Annotated in this window: 21 protein-coding genes; 8 read left to right on the top strand and 13 right to left on the bottom strand. The window is 58.9% G+C overall.

The features are described 5' to 3' along the window. Positions 1-32 precede the first annotated feature (32 nt). Positions 33-704 carry an NUDIX domain-containing protein gene (locus tag FHT76_RS05000; RefSeq protein WP_259184658.1) on the bottom strand — a complete coding sequence of 224 codons (672 nt, stop codon included), beginning with the start codon at positions 702-704 and terminating at the stop codon, positions 33-35. Between the two features lie 319 nt (positions 705-1,023). Between FHT76_RS05000 and FHT76_RS04995 the strand changes: the two genes are divergently transcribed. Continuing rightward, positions 1,024-1,791 (top strand): PhoH family protein, encoded by a 768-nt coding sequence (locus FHT76_RS04995; RefSeq protein ID WP_259184657.1) that lies wholly within the window; start codon positions 1,024-1,026, stop codon positions 1,789-1,791. A gap of 18 nt (positions 1,792-1,809) precedes the next feature. Here the strand turns inward: FHT76_RS04995 and FHT76_RS04990 are convergent, their stop codons facing one another. From FHT76_RS04990 to FHT76_RS04980, 3 genes are all read right to left on the bottom strand, one after another. Next, on the bottom strand, positions 1,810-2,214 hold the full coding sequence (locus tag FHT76_RS04990) for a MucR family transcriptional regulator (RefSeq protein WP_405049493.1): 405 nt from the start codon (positions 2,212-2,214) through the stop codon (positions 1,810-1,812). A gap of 74 nt (positions 2,215-2,288) precedes the next feature. After that, entirely contained in the window at positions 2,289-3,308 is a 1,020-nt protein-coding gene (locus FHT76_RS04985; protein WP_259184655.1) for a hypothetical protein, read from the bottom strand. A 61-nt stretch (positions 3,309-3,369) separates the two neighbouring features. Further along, positions 3,370-5,106 carry a glucan ABC transporter ATP-binding protein/ permease gene (locus FHT76_RS04980; RefSeq protein ID WP_259184654.1) on the bottom strand — a complete coding sequence of 579 codons (1,737 nt, stop codon included), beginning with the start codon at positions 5,104-5,106 and terminating at the stop codon, positions 3,370-3,372. A 159-nt stretch (positions 5,107-5,265) separates the two neighbouring features. Here FHT76_RS04980 and FHT76_RS04975 point away from each other — a divergent pair, with 159 nt between their 5' ends. The 3 genes from FHT76_RS04975 (at position 5,266) to FHT76_RS04965 (ending at position 8,324) form a co-directional block, all read left to right on the top strand. Continuing rightward, positions 5,266-6,708, top strand: a complete 1,443-nt coding sequence (locus FHT76_RS04975) for a PcfJ domain-containing protein (protein ID WP_259184653.1) — start codon at positions 5,266-5,268, stop codon at positions 6,706-6,708. Between the two features lie 93 nt (positions 6,709-6,801). Beyond that, on the top strand, positions 6,802-7,389 hold the full coding sequence (locus tag FHT76_RS04970) for a hypothetical protein (RefSeq protein ID WP_259184652.1): 588 nt from the start codon (positions 6,802-6,804) through the stop codon (positions 7,387-7,389). A gap of 86 nt (positions 7,390-7,475) precedes the next feature. After that, complete coding sequence (locus tag FHT76_RS04965) at positions 7,476-8,324, top strand: hypothetical protein (RefSeq protein ID WP_259184651.1); 849 nt, start codon at positions 7,476-7,478, stop codon at positions 8,322-8,324. A gap of 287 nt (positions 8,325-8,611) precedes the next feature. On the opposite strand, the gene FHT76_RS04960 is transcribed toward FHT76_RS04965, so the two are convergent. The 4 genes from FHT76_RS04960 to FHT76_RS04945 form a co-directional block, all read right to left on the bottom strand. Further along, entirely contained in the window at positions 8,612-9,271 is a 660-nt protein-coding gene (locus FHT76_RS04960) for a hypothetical protein (RefSeq protein ID WP_259184650.1), read from the bottom strand. 11 nt (positions 9,272-9,282) lie between these two features. Then, on the bottom strand, positions 9,283-10,017 hold the full coding sequence (locus tag FHT76_RS04955; protein WP_259184649.1) for a hypothetical protein: 735 nt from the start codon (positions 10,015-10,017) through the stop codon (positions 9,283-9,285). A gap of 77 nt (positions 10,018-10,094) precedes the next feature. After that, complete coding sequence (locus FHT76_RS04950; RefSeq protein ID WP_259184648.1) at positions 10,095-11,447, bottom strand: hypothetical protein; 1,353 nt, start codon at positions 11,445-11,447, stop codon at positions 10,095-10,097. Between the two features lie 120 nt (positions 11,448-11,567). Next, positions 11,568-12,752, bottom strand: a complete 1,185-nt coding sequence (locus tag FHT76_RS04945; protein ID WP_259184647.1) for a hypothetical protein — start codon at positions 12,750-12,752, stop codon at positions 11,568-11,570. A 190-nt stretch (positions 12,753-12,942) separates the two neighbouring features. Here FHT76_RS04945 and FHT76_RS04940 point away from each other — a divergent pair, with 190 nt between their 5' ends. Further along, positions 12,943-13,581 (top strand): hypothetical protein, encoded by a 639-nt coding sequence (locus FHT76_RS04940; protein ID WP_259184646.1) that lies wholly within the window; start codon positions 12,943-12,945, stop codon positions 13,579-13,581. Between the two features lie 85 nt (positions 13,582-13,666). Then, a complete protein-coding gene (locus FHT76_RS04935) occupies positions 13,667-14,248 on the top strand; it encodes a hypothetical protein (protein ID WP_259184645.1) in 582 nt (193 codons plus the stop codon). Positions 14,249-14,250: 2 nt separating this feature from the next. Here FHT76_RS04935 and FHT76_RS04930 read toward each other — a convergent pair whose 3' ends face one another. Together FHT76_RS04930 and FHT76_RS04925 are read right to left on the bottom strand one after the other, a co-directional pair. Further along, complete coding sequence (locus FHT76_RS04930; RefSeq protein WP_259184644.1) at positions 14,251-14,460, bottom strand: cold-shock protein; 210 nt, start codon at positions 14,458-14,460, stop codon at positions 14,251-14,253. Positions 14,461-14,687: 227 nt separating this feature from the next. Next, positions 14,688-17,621, bottom strand: coding sequence for a hypothetical protein (locus tag FHT76_RS04925; RefSeq protein ID WP_259184643.1), 2,934 nt, complete (start codon positions 17,619-17,621; stop codon positions 14,688-14,690). 1,074 nt (positions 17,622-18,695) lie between these two features. On the opposite strand from FHT76_RS04925, the gene FHT76_RS04920 reads away from it, so the two are divergent. Beyond that, complete coding sequence (locus FHT76_RS04920; RefSeq protein ID WP_259184642.1) at positions 18,696-19,769, top strand: Fic family protein; 1,074 nt, start codon at positions 18,696-18,698, stop codon at positions 19,767-19,769. A 41-nt stretch (positions 19,770-19,810) separates the two neighbouring features. On the opposite strand, the gene FHT76_RS04915 is transcribed toward FHT76_RS04920, so the two are convergent. Further along, positions 19,811-20,011 carry a hypothetical protein gene (locus FHT76_RS04915; RefSeq protein ID WP_259184641.1) on the bottom strand — a complete coding sequence of 67 codons (201 nt, stop codon included), beginning with the start codon at positions 20,009-20,011 and terminating at the stop codon, positions 19,811-19,813. 117 nt (positions 20,012-20,128) lie between these two features. Beyond that, entirely contained in the window at positions 20,129-20,905 is a 777-nt protein-coding gene (locus FHT76_RS04910) for a hypothetical protein (protein WP_259184640.1), read from the bottom strand. Between the two features lie 119 nt (positions 20,906-21,024). Here FHT76_RS04910 and FHT76_RS04905 point away from each other — a divergent pair, with 119 nt between their 5' ends. Further along, positions 21,025-21,594 (top strand): hypothetical protein, encoded by a 570-nt coding sequence (locus FHT76_RS04905; protein WP_259184639.1) that lies wholly within the window; start codon positions 21,025-21,027, stop codon positions 21,592-21,594. A gap of 225 nt (positions 21,595-21,819) precedes the next feature. Here FHT76_RS04905 and FHT76_RS04900 read toward each other — a convergent pair whose 3' ends face one another. Continuing rightward, positions 21,820-22,245: a hypothetical protein gene (locus FHT76_RS04900; RefSeq protein WP_259184638.1), complete on the bottom strand. Its 426-nt coding sequence runs from the start codon at positions 22,243-22,245 to the stop codon at positions 21,820-21,822. Positions 22,246-22,247: the final 2 nt, after the last annotated feature.

Here is a 22,247-nt window from a genome sequence, read left to right as displayed (position 1 = left end):
CAGCGACGGCAGGTCGCTGGCCAGCCCGTATATCAGCGTGCCGAGGCCTGCGCGCCGAGCTCCCGCATATAGCGTTCCATGATCGAAGTGTGGGCGGGGAAGGCGGTTTCGACCGGTTCTCCGAGTTCCAGCACTTCCAGAACCTCGCTGTCAGGATTGAAGACCGGATCAACGATCACGTCTGCATAGACGCCGAAAATGAGGTTGATCCTGCCGTCCTGTACCGTGATGACGTCGTAGATGGTCACCTTGGATGGATCGAGCTTGATTCCGGTTTCTTCGAAATGCTCGCGGCAGCACGCCTCCTGCCAGGTTTCCCCGAGGTTGTGGAATCCGCCTGGGATGGCGAGCTTGCCGTAGCCGTCCGTGAGCGCGCGGCGGATGACGATGAGACCCTTGTTGGTCATCACAAGCAGAACGGCGACCGGAAGCGGGTTGCGAAACAAGGGCTGGTCGGGGAGCGGCGGGTTACCCGCCGATAGTGGCAGGATGTAATCGGCGTCGGACAGCTCGAGCGCGGCGCTGCCTGTCGGAGCCAGCTTCCACGGGTGGTGCGCGCCGTCGATATAAAGCACCGGAACGAGGCGGCGGTCGGATGACCTGAAGGCCCAGAAGACAGTGTCGTCGGTCCAGCGTGCGGTGTCCTGCCCGGTGAACCTGCGCCAGCCGTTGTGGATGACTTCGTTTGCCTGATTTTCGCTCACTTGCATGCTCCGTGTCTCGGTTTCCGGTCATCATTATAGCACCTCACCAACGAGCTCAAGATAAATTAAAGACCTCGCGAATTTGCGTTGTCGAAGTCTCCGCCGACGAGCACGATTTAGATGGCAGACATGCCGTCATGAGGTCTTTGAATGGACATTGTAATGCAGGATGCGACGGTCCCGCACCCTCCTGGAGGGGGCGGCGGCGCGAGGTCGGAATTCCGCAATGACGGCATACCGTATGGACGGGGCGTGGCACTTGGTGCCGCGCCCTTTTTTCATGTCTGCCGACACCCCGCAAACCTTCAGGAGCAGCACCATGGGTAGGAAGACTTCGCGCACGAACACCAAGAACCAGCGTATCGCTCAGCAGGCTCTCGCCACGCTCGTCATGGACTTCGACGCCGATCCGCGCACTCTCGACATCAAGCATAGACGCGCCAACCCCGACAGCTCCTTCAAGAAGAGGATCAAGCCCAAGACCGCCAAGCAGGTCGAATTTATGGACGCCATCGACAACGCGACGGTCATCTTCGGTGTCGGGCCGGCCGGCACCGGCAAGACCTACATCGCCGTCCGCAAGGCGCTCGAGATGCTGGCGACCAACCAAGTCAACAAGATCGTGTTGTCGCGGCCCGCCATGGAAGCGGAAGGCGAGAAGCTCGGTTTCCTGCCGGGATCGATGGAAGAGAAGCTGCATCCCTACATGTTGCCGATCTACGACATCCTCAAGGAAGCGCTCGGACAGACGACATTGGATTCCATGATGAGGAACGGGCAGATCGAGCTTTGCCCGCTGGCGTTCATGAGGGGTAGGACATTCACCAATTCACTCGTTATCGTTGATGAGGCCCAAAACGCAACCATGGGCCAGATAAAAATGGCTCTGACCCGAATGGGCGAGGGGACAAAAGCAGTCGTCACGGGGGACCCGAACCAGAGTGACCTCGACCCGAAACTGTCGGGACTGATGCCCTGCTCGAACGCGCTGCGCGCTGCACCTGGCATCGCCGTCGTCAAGTTCGAGAGGACCGAGATCGTCAGGTCGGCGATTGTGTCGACGATCCTCGAATACCTGGGCGAATAAAGTCCTCCGAGGAGCGCGTCAGTGCGCGCTCTTCCCTTCGATGCTCTTGCGCGGACGCTTCGGCCACTGCGGCGGCTCTGGCGGCAGCTCCCGCTCGGATACACCGAGTTCGGCCATTTTCAGCGCCGCCTGTTCCTTCATGATGCGGGTTCGCTCCGGCACCGACGGGTAGTCTGCCGGCAAACCGCAGAACTCGAGGTAGTCCTCGAACGGCATGTTGTAGAACATCAGCAGGTGTTTGCGCAGGTTGATCACTGGCTTGTTGTCGAAGAGGCAAAAGATGCGTTCGTTCGTTACGCTGCCTTCGACGGTCCGCACGATCTTGATCGAGGCGCTGTATTTCTCGCGAATGTCAGTCATCGACGTTCGTTCCTTGCAGTGGACATGGCCGATGTCACCTGGGACTTCCGACGCGACATCCATGTTAACCCGTTAGTGAGAGCATCCTCCTGACACCCTCGGGGTCTCCAGATATCGCATAAATCGTGACTTGGAAGTTAACGGACGGTTGCCGGGCGACGGATTTTGAACCGACGCTTGTGCAGAAACAGGAGAAACGTGCCGCCGAAAAGCCACGTCGCGTGGGCCGCACTCGACAGGAAGCCCATCCAGGCGGCGGTCGTGCGACCGAGGCCGTCGAGCGTGTGGGCGTCGCTGAAGCACATGTAGTCGGTGGCAGGCGCACGGTCGTCGCGTCTCGGCAGACAGGCGTCGACGGCAAAGGTCGCGCCTTTGAGCGACGTACTGCGGACGTATTTGGTGGAGTTGCCACGGGTGACATGCTCGCCGGAGTGCGTCACGAAGCCGTCGAACGGCAGCGGATCGGACGCGATCCGTTTCGACGCCACCTCCGCAAAGCCGCTGTCGAAGAACATGCAGGTCCTGTTCGGGCAGAAGGTTTCGAGCGGCATGTAACGGGCTTCGTTCAGCAGCATGTCGGCGACCCGGTTCTTCTCGAAGCGGAGAGTTCCCATCGGCAAGGCGATGTGGAACAGGAAAGTCGTGACGATGACGGCACCGGCGATCAGGAGAACGAATATGCGATCCCTGGTTCTCGTCTTCTTCAGAAGGCAAAGGCCGAAGAGGGTTGCCGTCAGGCCGAAGAACGCCACCATCCGGGTGACCTGGGGATTCACGCCCGCAAGGCTGCCGCCGACGGGGACATCGCCGTAGACGCCGAGAGCGACGATGAACGGGTGGATGTCGTTGTCCATGATATCGTATACACCGAGGACGAACGCGCCGAGCAGCGCCGCCGTGAAGCCGAAAGCAGAGAGAGACCGCCTGAACAGCATGACCGCCACCAGCAACAAGGCCGAGGTCATCACATCCGAATGCACCGAGATGATCATCTCCGCCGTGTCGTCGAGGCCGCCGTCGAGAAGCGACCCGTCGAAGAAGGCGACGAGGAAGCGCGCCTGGCTCCACAGGGTGAACAGCACCACCAGAACACAGGACGTGATGGCGGCTGGCCTCAGGAATTTCGACAGGGGTGCGGGAATGATCGAATGGGTCATGAAAATATGAGACCCCGCGCAGCGTCTCGATTCAAGCAGCACGGGGTCATTTCGCGGAATTTTACGCGGCCCGAGGCGCAAGCAATCCGCTCTCGAACAAAAGATGCGTGAACCGGCCGCCGCGCGTGGCTAGTTCGTCATAGGCCCCGATCTCGGCGATACGCCCATGGTCCATCAGGATGACGAGGTCCGCGTTGCGGATCGTGGAGAGGCGGTGGGCGATCACGAAGGTTGTCCGGTCCTTGGTCAGGGTATCGAGGGCCGCCTGCACCTGCCGCTCGGTCTCGACATCGAGCGCGCTGGTCGCCTCGTCGAGGACGAGGATCGGTGCCGACTTCAGGATGGCGCGCGCGATGGCAAGTCGTTGCCTCTCGCCGCCCGACAGTCGGTTGCCACGGTCGCCGACGACGGTTTCCATCCCGTCAGGCCTCGAGACGACGAAGTCCATCGCCGCCGCGGCCGAGACCGCTTCTGCGATCTCCTCGTCCGACGCGCCGTCGCGGCCGAGGCCGATATTCGCCCGGATGGTGCGGTTCAGCAGGCCGGCATCCTGGAACACCGTCGCGATGTTGCCGCGCAGTTCGGTGCGCGCGACCTTGGCGATGTCCTTGCCATCGACGAGGATTTGTCCGACCTGCGGTTCGTGGACGCGCTGGAGCAGGTTGACGAGGGTCGTCTTTCCAGCACCCGTCGCCCCGACGATCGCCACGGTCTGGCCGGGGTCCACTGTGAACGAGACGTCGCGGATGCCTTGGGTCGTGCCTGCGAAGTCGAATGACACGTTCCTGAACTCGACGCGACCCTCGACCGATCCCAGCAAGACTTCGCCGACAGCGTCTTCCTCGGGACGCGCGTCCGCCTCCAGTTCGAGGAAGTCATCGAGCTTCGAGCGGGCCTCGAAAATCTGCGAGACGAAGCCGCGGATGGACTCCAGCTTGCCGATGAGGAGGTTCGCGAAACCGATGAAGGCGATGATCTCGCCGACGGTCATCTCGCCGCGCATGACCAGCGCCGTGCCTACGACGAGGATCACCATCATCGAGATGGTCGACGCCATGCGGTTCAGCGCCGAAGCGAGCGCCCACCAGTCGAGGACGGGGAACTGCGCCTTGAGCAGGCTAGACGACAGCGACTTCAACGTCTCGGACTCGGCCTGCGCACGGTTGTAGCTCTGGACGACCGAGACACCCGAAATCGTGTCGGAGATGTGCGAGAAGAGGTCGTGATAGTGCTTCTCCACCGAGGCCTGACCGGCGCGGGTTTTCTTCATGACCACCGACTGGACGAGCCAGTAGACGGCACCGAGGACGAAGAGGACGACCGAAAGCCTGAGGTCCATGGCGAGCGCGGTCGGGATCAGCATGGCGAGCGCCACCGCAGTCGCCAGATGGCTGCGCATGAAGTCGAGCCAGAGCGCAAACAGCGTGTCGCTGGCCCGCAGCAGCGTATGCAGGACATTCGAGTTGCCGCGGGCGTTGTGCCACGACAGCGGCATCGAGATCAGCCGCGCGTAGGAACCGGAAAGGAGTGCCGCGCGCCGGCTGTGGGCGAGCCTGTCCGCCTGTCTGGCCACCAGCACGTATGCGACGATGTTGAAAGCGGCCAAGCCACCCCAGAGAGCGAGGTTGACGGTGATCTCCCCCTTGCCGGAGACGGCGTCGATGATGCGGCCGAACAGGATCGGTTCGAGGATCGCGACGCAGGCGAGCGCGACGTTGGCGAGGACGACAGCACCAACCCTCCATCTGTAGGCTGCGAGGTAGGCGAGGGAGCGGAGGTAGACGCGGGTAAGGGACATTGGGAGACCGATGCGGGAGTGATGGTGCAAGCCTAAGTAATGCGGCATGAACCGGCGCTTAACGGAGACGCCGGCCAAAAAGATTTCGGAGCGACATAAATTGCTGACAACGCGAAATCGCTGCGGCAATATTGTAAGACCCCGAAAACGGAAACCCTGATGGCCGTCGAAGAAGACAGCGAGATCGTCGAGTTTTTGTCGACCTTTACGGAGCACGCGGAAGTCGCGCGCCTGCTGTACCACTGCGTCGGGCGCATCCTTCTCAAGATCAAGAATTCCAAGCGTAACTGGCGCGAGGCGGGGCTGGCCGTCGACCTCAAGGACGCCGCCGACTGGATCGAGGTCTCGATCCTCCACAAGGAGGACTGGCTCCTCAAGGTGGACGAACACGGCCGACCCAGGAAGCTCCTCAAGTTCTCCGACCTGGAAGGTGTCCTCAAGGAGGCCAACAAGGCGATGATCAAGCGGGCCATGCAGATGCCCGTCATCAAGATCAACGACGGCGAAGAGGTTCTCGAACAGGTCCTCGATTCCGGTTGGTACATGGTCCGCCTCCTGACACCGAAGGCGCTCGACAACGAGTCCGCCATCATGCAGCACTGTGTGGGCCATGGAACGTACGACGAAAGGGTCCTCACGGGACAGGTCGTCATCCTGTCGCTGCGCGATCCGCACAACAAGCCGCACGTGACCATCGAGATCGACACCCGCAGCAACTCCGTGGTGCAGATCAGGGGCAAGCAGAACGAGCGCCCCAAAGCGGAGTACGCCCGTCGCGTCCGTCAGTTCATTCGGGATCGGGACTACGATTCCATCTACCGCCCGATCGAGATCGGCCTCGTGGTCGACGAGATGGGCAAGGCGCACAGCATCGACAACCTCCCCGAGGGCCTCGCGATCAAGGGAAACCTCGATCTCAGCGAGTACGCCCTGACCGAGCTTCCTGCCTTCCTCGAGGTGAGGGGCGATCTGAAGATCATCGGCTCCGCGATCCGCGAACTGCCAAGGGGCCTGAGGGTCACCGGAAACCTGCTGGCCGCCAAGAGCCGCCTGCAGAGCCTGCCGGTCGATCACGGGATCGCGCGCTCGATCGACGTGTCCTCGACGATGATCACAGAGCTGCCGGACGGACTGGAAGTAGACGGAGACCTCGATCTGTCCGACACGATGCTGAGGAAGCTGCCTGAAGACCTGGTGGTGACCGGCCATCTCAAGATGGAGGCCACGGACGTCGCCGTGTTTCCGGCCAGCGCGATCGTCGGCCTCAATCTGTTCCTGTCCGGCAGCGGCATCAAGCGCTTCGAAGGCGACCGTCTCTACGTCGGCGGATGCCTCATGCTCAGCAATTGCGGCCGGGTTCATTTCCCCGAGCATGTGGCCGTCGAGCGGGCGATGTTCATGGAGAAGACGGAAATCGCGTCCGGGGCCAAGGTTCTGGAGATCGGCGGAAACTTCTATTGCCAGAATTCCAATTTCACCACGCAGTCGCGCAAATTCCGCGCCAGGGGAAGGGTCATCGCCAACCGAGAGGCGAGGAACACGGAATTCGCCACGGCGATGCCGCTCGCACAGTACGACCGGACATTCGGCACTCAGGAGTAGTCTCCTTCGTTCTTGCTGCATGCGAAACCATGATGGACGTTGTGGAATACCGCGTGAACCGCTAGTTTCGCGGCCGAAAACGAGACCCATCCAATGATCGACGACAGAGAATACAACATCGACTTCCGCAACGAGCCCACCAGGTTCTATATCGTGGACGGCAGGACGGTGAGCGCCAGCACGGACTACAAGCAGTCTGAGCTTGGCGAACGTCTCTTCAAAGACCTCCGCGGCCTTATCACGGTCGAGCGAAGCCTAATCGGGCAGACGGAGGACGTCGTAAGCCGTAAAATCCACAACGGTGTCGCCAAGTCGCTCAGCTACATCGCTCGGCGGGTCGTCACCTACTGGGAACAGGCCGCGGTCAGGTACGAAGACCCGGACAGTCGCGAGCTTCGCGAGATCGAACGGAAGTACTACGGCTTGCTGATCACGCATTTCGACGAGGAAGCGGTCGCTGGTATCGGCAAGGTCGGAGACTTGGCCATCGCGGATTTCTACAAGGATGTCGTCAAGGCTCCGGAAAATGAAGTCAATTTTCAGATGCGTTACACCAGTAGGGCGACAGCGATCCTTGGCGGCTTCTCGAAGAAGCATCTTCCTGCCATCCGCGAGCGCCTTGAGGAAATCGACTCGGAACTACAGCCGGTCCAGCCGGGGAACGGTTCTCCGGCACCATAATGATCCGCGCAGATCGGCAACAAATCGGATGACGCGCACCTCCGTCGCGGGATAGCATTTCCTTCAGAGCCGGGGGGAAGGCGAAGATGAGTTACAAGGTTTATGACGGCTTCAAATTCAAGGCCACGGACATGGACGCCGTGCGCCACCACGTCGACGACTGGTGTAAGACGCTCGCAGTCCTTCACCGTCATTGGCTTGCTAGGCTGCATGCGAACATGGTGGCCAGCATCGTCGACGAGGCGGCGACGAGCGGCCGCCACGACGGCAAGGTGCCTATCGATGCGGTGAGGACCGAAATCCTCCAGCGCCAACAGGAAATAGTCAAATCGCAGCACCGCGACCCAAAGGTCGATCCGGAGTTCTCGGTGTCCGTTTTTACGCACCCGACGGGCTATTACGGCATCGTCCGCACCGAGCGTCGGGAATGGCTGGACGAATGGCTGAAATCCGACTTCGTGGAGGATTTTTGCTACTGGAACAATACGGACCGTCCCCGCGGAATGAGGCGGGAGGAGTGGGATGATCGGCACTCCGTCTGGAAGTCGTTGGCTTCGAGTAGAGCCGAGGTCCTGGATTGCACACCGGTCGGGTCCGACGTCGAAGACGCCGAAGTTGTCGCCGCGATGCCGACTGTCGAAGCGAGGGTGGCCAGGGAAGCACGGCGGATAACAGAGCTCGGGGAATTCGAGCGGCTTGCAAACGAGAGCAAGCCAGACGGGGATGAAGCCGAAAGCGACAGGTTCCAGAGATTGATTTCCATCGCCTCAGGCCTGCCGTCGTGGCTGAATTCGGACGAAGGGGCTGCCGGCATCGAAGAGACATCGGCGCGCGTCCGAGCCGTCGTGGCTGAGATCGACGAGAAAATGATGCAAAAGAGGATTGGACAGGTCGGCCTGACAAGCCGCCTGCTGTCCGCTCCATCGGGCTGTTGACGCTGAATTTGTCTGTCGACGCCGACCAGACGAACAGCCGGTGTTCGTCTGGTCCGGCCGCGGTTACAGAACCTCGCCGCGCTCGGGCAGTACGATTGCAAGAAATCCGACTTCCGAGGTCGTGCAGCCCCGCAGTATCGAAGCTCGCCGAAACACGTTCGCCCGTGCCGCTGAAATCCTTGCAGTTCCAGTCGGTGACCTTGTTGATCATCTTGATCGCGGAACTCAGGCGCATGGCGGTGTCCGCGAGCGCCAAGGATGCCCAAGGGCGACGCCAGCAACAATGGTCATACCGCTGCGAAAGCGATGTCCAGCTTCCTGGCGATGAGACGCTTCGCGCGTTCGCAGAATGCCTTTACGGCATCCTTCGAAGTCATCTGAGCGATGGACACGTCTAGTTGGGCGGCGGCCAGAACACCTTGTTCCATGTAAATGAGGCCGTCATCGTCCGGCACGCTGATGTCCTCTGGCCACGATGTGTTGGCCCAGACGCTGTGGAACCAGTTCTGCTCAGTGGGCAACTGTGAAACGCACTTGAAGACCATGATGGAGAGCTTGCTGTCGGCCGCTTCAACGCTTACGAATTTAGAGGCGTCCGGCTCAATCCGTCGGTCCGGCATATCCCATCCTGTATCGCTAGTGATCCTCAGTTCGACGAGCCAGTCGCCTATCCCAGGGTGGGACCTTCCCCCGCTACTGGGGACGAGCAGAAAGGACGCCTGATAGAGCGGCAAGAAGTTCCAGCCCCAAAAGTCACGGGGATCGGTTCTGGCGATCGGCGTTGGCGCGAGCGTGCTGGGTTTCCAGTTATAGAACTCCGTCTCTGGAAACTGCTGACCGATGAGGGTCAGCATGTCCAGGCACCGCTTCTGATAGTCCGCGAGGAGTCGGTAAGCGTGGCGGACGTCGACAAGAGCCGCCGAGAATGTCTGTTCGTCGATGGACATGGGATTGCCTCTCACTTGAAGTCTTTGAGCGCCGCTGTTGCGGACGGATTCCACGAATGGGGACGACAGGTCATCTCGCCGGGGAGTTTAAGGTGCTGGTAGTCGGCGAGACCGAGCGCCGCGACCACGTCGTCGATGATCCTCGTCGTCGCGCGCGACATCGGGTTTTCCCGCTCTTTTTCGATGGCATCAAGCAGGCGATCCCATCCGGCGGCGGCTACTTTGATATCGTGGCCAAGAGCCGAGACTTCCGCAGCAATCTGTTCAGCCATCTCTTCCGTCCTCTTCCCGAGCCCGCCGAGAGCGCAAAGGAAAGCGATGTGGCCGTCATCGCCGTTGGCATCCTGATAGGCCACCCATTCCCTCGCCCATTGGCGGGCGTCTTGACTCGGGTGGTTCCAGAGTTTCGCTTCCACGATCAAGCGGACCTGGATGGCGGGGTCGCCGAGCTTGAAATCGAGGAAGACGTCGGGTTCGACGTTCCTTTCGTCCTCGATCGCGTCGGTCCATCTGGGCCAGAAAGCGATGTCCTCGAGTTCGGCGACCTTGAGGTCGGGCAATGGCGCGCCGAACGTCCTGCGCAAGATGCGCCAGAGAATACCGTCATCGAGGTAAGCCAACCGCCCAAACACGGAGGCCGTAAGGAGGTCCTCAGAGATGCGGAAGACCTTCCGCCACGAGACCTTCTCCTCGCTTTTGCCGTTCGGTATCTTTCCCGCCTTGCCGCTTATGACTGCCTGAAGCATCCGTCCCCCTTGCGTCCGAGAGCCGCAGGTGGCGCAAACAAGCCGCAAAAGCAAGCCCCGGTTGTGACTTCCGATGCCTACGTCACAGAAATGCGGAAGGCGCTGTCCTTGCCCGCAAGCTTGCGGCCGCGCTCGATTGCAGCGCCGATGGGCGTCTTGACGTGGATAACGCCGGAGCGCTCGGGCTTGTCCTTCCAGCGGGCATGTGACTGCACCCACGTCTTCCCCTGGGTCGGCCGACCGTCGGCATCCTTGCCCTCGGCTCCGATGGGCAGGCGACGCCAAAAGCCGTCCACCTCCACCCGGAAGCGGGGCGGCGCGTAGGTATGGCTCGTTTCCCCGCGGCTTTCGAAATCGAGGGTTGCGACGTTCCGATTGAGCACACGCATATCCAACGGTGCCTTTAGCGCATGCTTTCTGGCAACACCGCCGTTGGGGTCGCCGAGCGCGGTGCGGGCTGGCAGGTCACGCACGAATTGCACTCTGGCGGAGAAGTAGGCGGGCAGGGCGAAAACGGTTTCGGCGATTTCGAAAAACAGATGGTCCTTCTCGATCTGGGCGATGGCGCGGTCTACGACGGCGCGCGCGCTTTCGTCGGTGTCGTAGCGGTCCGCCAGCTTCTGCTCGAACTGGTCGGAGAATACCGCCTGGGACTTTTCCCATTCGCGGGTGGTCATCCGGATTTCGTGCTTGAGGGTCCGCAGGTTGAAGAGACCGAGAGCGCCGGCCCGCCAGACCCCGGTATCACCCGAAAGGGTCGCGGCTGTCGGATTAAGTGCGTCCTGGATGACCCATTCGGGGGCGCTCGGATTGACGCTCCTGATCCTGGCTTCCTCGCCAGACAACGTCGCGCGCCGCTCGGCCGTGACCGCCGAGACGTCCGTCACGATGCCACCCGCCGTCTGCCAGTATAAAAGCTCGCCCATGCGAACGAGCGCGAGCCCGGATAAAACGACAGGTTCTCCGCCTTCCTCCTGGAAGACGATGTCGCGGACCCCGCCAGTGACCGAGTAGTTGTGAATGATCCCCTCTGGGAGGTCGACGAGCTTTTCCAGCGCGTGTTCGCGAATCGCCGGATCGGTGGCGTAGCCAAAAAAATCGGGGGCGCTGAAGGCGTGGTCTTTTTCAGTCCGCATCCTCAGGAAGTCGGTGATCTCGCTCGGCTCGGGCTTGAAAAAGCCGGACACGACGTCCCACACCTTCATGTAGGGAACCTCGACTCCGTTCAGGATTTCCTTGTTGCAGGTATCGAGGAAGGCCCTGGTCTGCTTGTCGATCGGGTTGCCGACACCCGACATCTGGTCGGCGGACCTGATGTTGTCGATCCGCTGCGCCTCGTCCTTCACGTAGCGCTGCGCGTTCCTTCTCGACGCCCGGTCGAATGAACCAGGGTCACGCTCGAGAAGGTTCTTCAGCCGGCCCTTGACCATCTGCGTCTCCGTTTCCTGTATCGCCAAGCTTTCTAGCGCGGCCCGGGACACGTGTCACCGGTGGAAACGAAAAGGGCGGCGTGGTGATCACGCCGCCCTTTTCGAACTCGGGAAAATGTCTTAGGCCGTGATCAGATCGCCACGACGGAGATACTCGATCGGGTACCTGCCGAGGGTGTTGTCATCGAAGCGCAGAAACAGGACTTGGCCGCCGGAAACAACCCCTTCGACCTTGCCAGTAGCCCCACCGGCCGAGAGCCAGCGATGGCGGTTGAAACGGGACGCAGGCATCAGGAATTTTTTGTCGTATCCAAGCCGGATCGCCATGGAAATGGCCGTGAGGGCGATACCGGCGACAAGCAACGTCGCCGCGTATCCTGGCATCACAGCAGGATGGATCGTCTTGTGCAGCTTGAAAGCCAAGTCATCCTGACCGTACTGCAAGAAGGGGAGGCTTCCGAACAGTACCATCGCCATCCCGCTGAAGCAGGCCAAGGCGTTGCCGACGATGACCGCGATGCGCAGCTTCGAACCGGCCGTGCGAGCCACTTCGTCCTGAACTGACAGGTCAGACGGGAGGGATGCGACAGGCGCTTCGGAAAGAGCGGCGGCCGCCAATTCGTCGATTTTGGCCAGGAATTCGCTGTCCTGCGCGAAGTCCTCTTTTTCGTGGTCGGCAATTAACACGACCAGCCCAGCGGAACCCAGGGCGATAAGAAGCGGCAGGAACGCCCAAGGAAAGCCCTGAACCGCGAATGGCATTGCGAGGAGAGAAACACATGCCGCCACAATCGCGCCGATCCGCATCTGCTTGACACCGTCACGACGTTCTGCCGCGACCAGACCGGCTTCGTAGCGCGAAAGACCCGAAAATTGCCCGGCCAGACGCAGCTCGTGACCGACCGGAACCGCGTGATCGATCCGGATTTCGCGCACCGCGCCGTTCTCCAACGAAAGCTTCATGGAGCGGAGCTCATTCGCCACGCCCATGAAAACGCCCTTGGTGATCTTGCCGTCGATTAAGGAAAGCCACGTTGTCCCGGAGAGGGCCTTGTCGAGCTGGTTTTGGATTTTCTCGTTGAACATCCCGGCACGGGTCGCGAGGAAGAACGGGTAAAACAAGCCGATCGCCATGGCGATGCCCATGAGGACTTTCTGGGCAAGGCTCGGCGCTTCGATACCGAGAACCAATACCACGGAGACGAGGGCGATATAGTAGCAGATCAATGTTGCAGCGCCTTTTACGACACCCCAAGCGGCAGCAGCACCTGTGTGGCGTTCCTGCCTGTCTAACACATCCGTCATCTAAAATCCTTTCGCGAAAAATATTGAACTCGCTCGACATGGTGGATGAGGTTGTACGACAAGATCAACCCGGCTGTTGTCGAAAAAAATGTAGACTTCGACAGCGGGCGGGCGAAATTTGTAAGCTGGTGTTGATGTGAGCGTATTTATGGATTTCAATATCGTAGATACGAATTGGAGGACGCCACCTATGGGGATGCTCGCACGCGGCCGGAAGAAGATATTCGGGGAACGGATCACGTTGCCGCTTTCCGAAGAGATGCTGGTGGACATCGACCGCAAGCTGGGCGAGGGCGAAGCGAGGCTCTCCTTCCTCAGAGAGGCAATCCAGCGGGAACTGGACCGTCGCTCGATGGATGCGGCCAGCTATTACGTCAGTGCGGCGCTGAGCGACCTCGTCCATGGGAACGTGTTCTTCAAGCTGGAATTCCGCAACAGAGACACTGTCCTGTTCGAGTTCCAGGACTACAGAAAGTCAGGGGAAGAAGCGATTTCGGCGGTGCTGGAGCGTGGAACGGAATTCGGCGTCGACGCAGTCATCGTAACCGGCACCATGCCGGGGGCGATCAATCGCAAAGACGAGGAAGACGCACGGCCCTACGTCGCCGCCCGCACATACGTCCACTGCGAAGGCGGCTTCCAACCCTTGCGAGAATTCCCGGTCAACCATGTCTCATGGGCCGATGTTGAGCACGCGTTCGCGATGGCAAGACGTGCCCGCGAGCGCAAAGTACCAAATGCGACGACTGTGGCGGCGATGGAAGAGGCGAGAGCAATCCGAGCGTCCGGGAAGTCCATAAGCGGGACTGAAGACGAAGTCATTCAATAGTTGACAGCCCCAACCCAGCGAACAACCATTTCGAAAAATAGCAGACCTCGGAGCCGTAAGTTGCTCTCGGAGTAGGGATCGCCAGATGTCCAAATTTCACAGACGCGACGAGTTTGTAGACGCCGTCCAGTGGTTCCACCCCGGAGACCACGATGCCGTCATCCTTCGTGAACCGCTTGGAGACCTGGCGAACCACAATGGACCCGTTCCGTGGCTGCCGCATGCGGACGGTGGCGGACAGCTGGTTTACGGAGGCGATTGGATCGTCACCGACCAGTTCGGACATCGCTATGCGGTCGCCAATCCAGTTTTCAGGACGCTGTTCCTCGGTGTCGGCGAAGATGTCCATCCTGACGACATCGCGGTCGACCGGTTCGCGGCCGTCATGAAGGCGAAGCTGTCGCGCAAACGCAGGCAGGGTCGCGGCGGCTGGGAGGACAAGGAAGTACGCTCGGGATCGTTCTTGTCGAGCCTTTTGGTCGAGCACGTCGCGAAGGGCGATCCGATCGATGTCGCGAACTTCGCCATGATGCTTCACCAGCGTGGGGAACAGATAGCGGGCGAGCGTGAGCGTTTCATTGACAGGAAACTGCGGGAGCGGCAGGAGCGCGAAGAGGCCGAGCTCCAGAAGAAGAATGGCGGCAGCCCAACGGTCGCCGCCACCTGAAGTCAAATGGTTCGAAGGTCGTCTGCGGACGACTTCCCAGAGCGCCGATCCTGGGTGATTTCGAAGCTGATCTTATGGCCGTCGGCCAAGCCGTTGAGGCCGGCACGCTGAACGGCCGAGATATGCACGAAGACGTCGCCGCCGCCGTTGTCCGGCGCGATGAAGCCGTAGCCCTTGTCGGTGTTAAACCATTTCACAGTACCAGTAGCCAAACCAAGTTCCTCTCATAGGTGGCAATTGCCGGCGCAATCTGGACGATCAATCCGGAAATGGCAAGAAGGATGTGGCTGGCTCGGGAATTCGAATATGATGCTGACGTGGCCTGTAATGGCCTTTATCGGCCATACTCGATATCGAGGCGCATCGTGCGTTCGAACGCCAGTCAGTGGCATTTGAACGGCCATGGTAGAGTTCCTTGACCGCTCAAATGCGAACAACGTCACGCAGGTCGAATAAAGAAGATAGACGTCGCTTCATACATCCGGCGGCGCGCCGCATCGGGATCAACATTGTTGAGAGGCGGTTCTATGTCTGTCACACCGCCGCTGAGAACCGAGTTCATTTCTCCTTGGCTGATTTTTTCAAGTGCAAGCATCAACTCAAGAACTGGCTTCGTTGCGAATTCACGCCAAACCGGGGCGATGCCGGATAGGGTCTTAGTTAGGGAATCGAGTGATACCGTACCACCCCATATTCCGAGGTGAAAACCTTGTCCCATCGCCGATGCCAACTCCACCAGTGACGGTCCCTCTTCCAAAAGCTCGTCTGGCATGGTGCACGTGAAAAACAGGTCAAAGTTGTTGTAGAACGGAGAAGTGAGATAGCAACCGTCAACGAAAATCCCCTCCCGTGGCGAAGGAAAACTTCTCGATCCGAAACTTACAAAGAAGGAACCTTCATCCTCGAAAAAATCTGGTAACCGAGAGAGATCGATCCGTGATCCTATGCGCTCTGGACTACTCTCCGATATCATTTCCTCGATATCGAACACCATTGCGCCATTGGCTTGATGGGCAGCGGTAGAATAATCGAGTGCGGCGAAAATCTCCGAAATGTCGCTGGGCAACGAGCGCCGATCACCTCTGGAAATTTCCGCCAACAGGTTTTGGTGCGGGGTGTTCGGCGGCGGGCCAGCGTGCTTCTTGAAAATTGGACCCAAAGTCCGGCCAGTGAAAAGGTGGACAAATCGATTAGGAGCGATAGACAAGGCGGATGGGGGCATCGAACGCGACGTTGCGGGTCCGTGATACTGTTGGTTTATCGTTGCGCGCCTACGAGATTTGGTCCGCGTGACAGGAACCCCCTCTTCTCTCTTTAGTCCGAATTTTCGTGACAGTTCTATTGTCTTGACGCCGTCCGTGGTCCCATTGGGCCGCTGTGAAAACAGAAGGCCAGTTTCGGCCCTCAATGCGAACATCAGGTCTTGGCAACTGAAATGCTCGGAGAAAGGATTGGGTTCGTCTGTGTCGCGGAGTTCCACTGGCACAAAGTTCTGGTCCAGGAAGTCCTCAATTTCGATAGACAGTACCTTTCTATTCGCGAACCGGAACGACAAGCGTTGAACAAAGCAACCTGGAAAGTCCGACCGAAACAGGTCAATCACAATCGCATCCAAGTCCCGTGGAAGTCGATTCCATAAATCCGGGTGTGGGTCTAAATATCGCGTTGTCTGCCAAATAAAACCAGTTCTCTCGGCGGGATAGGTAAAGCGGGTGAGGGGCTTCCTGAACGCCGGGTTGGTCTTTGTCCATCGAGGCGTTCCGAAACGCGCAGCGCGGTTCCTGTGCACGTGCAAAGCGGCACGCTGGTCATCGTCCAGCGCTTCTTGTTCTTCCGTGACTTCGAACTCGATTACCTCCCCTGGAAAAATCGAAATGAAAGTCTGCCGAAGGTATGAGCTGAGTCTCTTCATATCGCGACGGTAGTCGTCTCTCAGAGGTTCTGGCATGTTGATGGGGAAGGGGTGTGGGTATTGCGGGGGATGGCTCTCGTAAGCGACGGAACCAAGACGTCTATGTCGCCGCTTGAGGTCATTTACCACGGAAATAAGGAATTCCTGACCGAAACCTGTGCCACGCATGTCCTTCGCCACTTCCCAGTTCGATATGTAAAAGAGGTCGTGGTACTGAAATGGGGCAGACTTTCTATGGTCAGTCAGAAGAATGTGAACGAGGTGGGTGATGTCGCCGCCCTTGCTCTCGGCTTGGAAATAAGCATCGTGGGGGTCCAACAGAAAGGAAGGTTGCCGATTTACGATCAATTCTCCTTTCAAAACGCCAATCGTCCGGCCATCGCGGATCGCTCTGGCGGTCACGAAGTAGAAGGCGAGAGCATATTCCCCGTCGTCACCGCCACGTTCGCGGGTGATCTCAATGGAAACATCAGTGTCCCTCACCGACAAACTACCTCTGCGGACATCCCCCTTGCCGTATTCAAGAGGTCTCCACATCTCACCTTCGAAAGACGACGACTCTTCAATACCTGGATACCAGGAGACGAACCCATGTCCATTGTCCGATCTGGTCAATGCATCACGGACGGAAACATTCGCGAAGATATTTTTGGCGTCGAGGATGACCCTCTGTGCGATTTGCTTGAACGCCTTCCTCTTCGTCAGGTCGGACACGAGTTGATCATTTGACGCGCCAGTCTGCCCCGCGAGCCGTTTCCATAGCCCCTCTGTCGGGTCGCCGGCATGTCGCGATGGCTTCAAACCATCAAACAAGCCGATAAATTTCGATGAAAGCTCAGCCTCCAGCAGGTCCCATCCTTTGACGGGAACACCCTTTTCCGTGACGGAGATGATGTCGCCATTTGGCCGCTCCTTGTGTACCTCTGTCGGAGCCGGAATTGGACGCGACATGAAACTGTCCACCGACTCATCGAGACGAACAGCCATTGCGCCAACCAAAGGTAGGGATGCCACATCCAGCACGTGGGACCTAACCCGGTTCGCGACGGACATGCCGCGGTGACTGCGTTCCATTGTCGAAATGAGCAATGGCGTCAGCTCATCAAGGAAAGGGGATGGTAAAAGCTCCAAGCAACGCCTACGGGTGCCGCTCGGTTGTGCCTGCTCTACGATGGCTGTAGCAGTTGTCAGGTCGACATCCAGTGCTGAAGCCACAGCCTTGGCTTGAAAAGACCTCCGTGCCGAAACCTGATCCTGCGTTAAATAGTCGTCCAACTCAGCGACGGCGATGTGGGTGGAGGGGTTCTTCAGCGAGTAGAAAGTCTCAAAGCCGAGGGTGGAAGCAAACAGTTCCTGCGCCTTATGATGCGGATATTTTCGGCCTGTAATGTCGAAGATTGCATTTTTTAGTGCGACAACGGCCTCATTCACCACTTTCGGTGAGTGGATATACACTTTCATCGGTTTGGGTCCTCATGGCAGCACTGGCTCGCTCAGTCCGCCGCAAGGGTTGCGAACGATCTGTGATTCAATCTTGTGTAGTCTGTATGTAACCAAGGTCTCTGGAGGGAGCGTCACCACGCGAGCGGTCCGATGCTTGTCACCGGTGCCTAGTAGGCCGACGAAAGATGCCTGCTGCGAAAATTTTGTCAACAGTAAAAGGATAGGGGCAGAACTGCGGTCAGCAGAGCACGGCGAACCAGTTCGGAAGCGAAGGTTCGGATGACAAGGATTAAAGCTGCGCTGGCCTGTAATGGGCTTTATCGGCCAGGACGAGGAAGTTTTTGTCGCCAAATACGACTTAACGGCTGATTAAGTCGCCAGCCGGAAGTTAAGGACCATGTTGAGCAAAAGATTTGTGATGGGTTGTCCAGACAATCAACAGTATGGGCCGCGCCGGCGCGGCGCGGGTTAAGTTGCGTCTAGCGACAAAACGCCTATAAAGTTGCGTGGGGCGACAAATTGTCGTCGGAGGACGTGTTTATGTGTGCGCAACGAGTCTTATTCACGGACGGCAACGACAAGGCTGCCGACAGGGCTATTCAACGGGCTGCTGCGAACGGCAAGCTGATCAAAGTTCATGACGGTATCTACGTGGAGCCTGGGATCAGTCCTGTTGAGCAAGTATTGACGACGCGCTGGGCCGAAGTGGTAGCAAAGATTGCCCCAGAAGCGGTCCTGTCGGGGCGAAGCGCGTTGCGGAGCATGGTGTGGCGAGAACCTGCCGTGGAGGGCAAGTCATCGGTAGGTTGGATTTGGGCGAGCCGCGCCGACATAGCGACCACAAAGCGGTTGAGCCTTCCGGGCCTTGAGATCAGAATTGTGCCAGGTCCTGGCCCGCTAACCGGAGATATCCCGTTCCTGGGCGTATATCTCCCCAGTGCAGCACGAAGGCTTCTGGACAATCTAAAACCGACGAGGTCCCGCGAAGGGCCAAGTCGCACGGCTGGACGAGAGGCTGTCGAACTGGAAGTTGAACGGCTCCTCAGAACGGAACACGAGGACGCCCTGAACCAGATCAGACGGAACGCCGCTATGATCGCCCCCTTGCTCGACGCCGAGGAGCAGCTTTCGACCCTAAACGAAATCGTGGGCTTCGTTTTGGGGACCCGTGAAGCCGATCTGGTTTCCAAGGACGTGACCGCACGACGGAGACGCATCAGCCCTTACGACCCGGAATGCATGAACAGGCTTCGTGTCCTGGCGGAAACTATGGGTGTTGCCGTACTTCCGTCACGGGCCGATCCTCATACCGCAAGGGAGGCGAGGTCAAACACATCCTTCATCGAGGCCTATTTCACCAACTACATAGAGGGGACCAAGTTTCTGGTGGACAAGGCGAAGCGGATCGTATTCGAAGGCGACGACCCCGACGGTCGACCTGCTGACGGCCGTGATGTGACGCAAACGTTCTCACAGGTCGTGCATCTAACCCCGGGCATGACGATGTCGACCACGTTCGACGAATTCGTAGACGAAATCAGAGAGCGAAACCATCTGCTCCTCGACGCTCGTCCAGAGAAGGAACCGGGGCAATTCAAGACCGACGCGAACAGGGCCGGAAACACGGTTTTTGTCATGCCGGAGTTTGTCGAAGGAACTCTGAGGGAAGGCTACGCAATGATGCGCGGCATCGAGAACCCGCTTGCCAGAGCGATTTTCACCCACACAATGTTGGTGTTGGTCCATCCGTTCAACGATGGCAATGGTCGGGTGTCTCGGATCATGATGAACAAGACGCTGGTGTCGTCGGGACACAGCAGAATCGTCGTGCCTACGATTTTCAGGACAGACTACATCAATGGCTTGCGGGCTTTGACCGCCCACGAAGGACCAAGACCGTCGCCGCTCATTCGGGCAATGATGCGTTGTCAGGACGTGACGGCAAAAATCTCTGATCCATCGCTCGACCGCACGGTTGAGATTTGGGCGTCATGTCATGCCTTCCTCGAGAACGAGAGGGACGCCAACTTCACGCCACCCGACCCCGACGCCGTTATTGAGTGGCGGGATGGCATACCAGCGCCTTCCGAATATTGGCAGAACCTCGATCTTGAAGCAGCGATGTCAAAGGCAGAAAACTCGGCATCAGGACGCTTCGGGTTTTGAAGATCGGAGACCAGCTCCGCTGTCCATTTCGAGAAAGGCGGCTACAAGCGCGACCCAGACGGGGGAGAGGCCGGCATTCGGTTTTCGGGAATGAGTGCTGGCCACGTCATTGACTGCATATGCCATTCCTCTTCCAGGCCGGTCTCGTTGTCGATGACGCGGTAGTAGCAATGCTTGCCGTCACCTACGACGCGACCGGTCCGTCCGTCGTCGTGCCACACGTCGTTGAGGTCATAGGCCATGTCATACTCTCCAACATTGTCGCCAGCGGCGTCAGATTCACGGTATTCTCGCGAACCGCAACATTCAAGGAAGCCTTCGCTGTAAGCCTGGAAGGATCGGAAGTTTGTTCCAGCGCATCAGGATGGGTTCTCGAGCTTCATCATCTCGTTCCCCAATCGGTTCCCGAGAACGGCGGCCTTGAGCTCAGTAGAGTTTTGGAACCTGACAATCAGGGGAGGGTGTCCCTTACCTGCCTCGATTTTCAGAAGCTTGCGAAAGCTGTCGTCGTCTAGGTACCGTTCGATAAAGCGACGCAATCTGGGGCCGACAACCAGCCCCCAGCCCAGTATCCGTCTCGCGGCCCGGTATAGATTTCCCTCGATAGACGGGGTGGGTTCGACATTGATCTCGATTTCGCCTCGCTTGATTGCATCCCAGAAGATACCGTGCGAGACGACGCGATGGCTGTTTAGATCGAAAACCGCGGCGTCGTGCGTGAAGAACGTGGTCTTTGGAAAATCATCCAAAGACCGTCCCTTCACAAGCCCGGTCCTCAGAGTCCAAGTAGACTCGAATGCCCAGAAATCGATATCGGCATCACCGAACCGCGTCCTCCATCCACCGAAAACATTGCGCCGCGCGCCGAGGGAAGCTGCGACGGTTGCAACCTCATCGATCGTAGCCTCGATCACGATATCGATGTCAGAATCGAAAGCATCGCCACGGGCTATATCCCTGACCATGCCACCTGCGATCGCGCATCGCTTGAAGTGAGCGAAGGGACCGTCCATCAGGCTATCCAGCGCCGCACCGAAGGGGTTCGGGTCGCGCCATAGGAACGCGCTTATCCGCCGCTCGACATCTTGGTCATCGGCTGCGATGCCTGCATTACTATTCTTGAAATCCGCCATCATCCGATGGTTGCCCGGTCTCCAGAGCTTGTCTACAGACGAACAACGGTGATTTGACTGTATTGCGTTGCTTCCAGGCAACCGCACACGATATCTATCAGGAACAGCTCGCGGAGCCGACAATGACCGAGAAACTCTACACCCGCGTAACCCCGGATTTCGACCCGTCGGCTCCGACGGGCGTGCTCGTCTGCGCGGCCGATCTCACGGACACCTACGGATTTTCGCAGAACGGCTACGACAGTGTCGACTACGACGTGGAGCCGCACGTCTACGAGGTGATCCTGTCGGTAAACCGCATAGCATCCGAGGAAGAGGCGATCGCTGCCGCACGTGCACTCGGAATGTCGATCTACGACACCCACGACGATTTCGAAAGGTCGGTTGCAGCCGGAAAAGCCAAGGGCAAGTGGCCCAACGACTACATCTGCCTCGAGGAAGAGCCGATCAACCGACTGCTCGAGCGCGAAGACTTCCGTGCGGCCATGGCGGAGGCGGCGATCGGAGCGATACAGGATTACGTTGTCATCACCATCGACCAGCCGCTCCTGACAATGCTCTGGAACCCGGAGACCTACAGGCTTCTAGGACCACTTGCCATGGTGCCGGCCGCAGGGGCCGACAGCGCTCAGGACGTCCGACTTGCTCACGATCCCACAGTATCCACATCCAACAGCGGGCCACGCCGCTGACGAAACGGCGCAGCCAACCCGAACACCCGCGCCAGGATGCGAAGCGGCAAAGCGGCTCTGAGCCGCATGAGCGGCACGAAAAGGACCAAACGCGCCGCATGGCGCATCGGCGGTCCGCGACGTGGTCTCCCGAGATGCGCGGCCAGACGCCGCTCCATTATCCGCAAGCGTTTCTTTCCTAACTCCGAAACTCGACCCCAACCGTTTGATCCGGTATCGTACCCGTCAGGTATCGCGTAGGGGAAATGCCGTTTGGCCAAGATCAAGGCCGATGAGGACAGGCACGTCAGGACGATCGTCCTGCCCGTCCCGTCCAAGGAATGGGAACGCGCCGCCCTTTCGCTGACCCACGAGGCGAAGAACCTCTACAACACCGCGACCTTTCTGATCCGCCAGATCAACAGCGCGTACCGCCGTGACGAGGAGACGGGCGAGTATGTCCGCGCTGGCGATCTCCACACCAACCAGAATGCCTTGGATGCGTTCAATCGCATGATCTCTGTGATCAACGACAAGCGCAGCGGTAAGGAAGACGCGAAACTCGTCGAGGATCGCGTTGTATTTCTCGACGATCTCCGTCGGCCGCCAATTCGGCCGGGGAAAGCGTCTTTGGGACCAGTAAAATTCGAAGAAGAGCTTCAGTGTCGACAAGT

The sequence above is a fragment of the Rhizobium sp. BK176 genome (genome assembly GCF_024808055.1).
The sequence above is the reverse complement of the archived record's forward strand: the minus strand, read 5'-3'. Positions and strand labels throughout refer to the sequence as shown.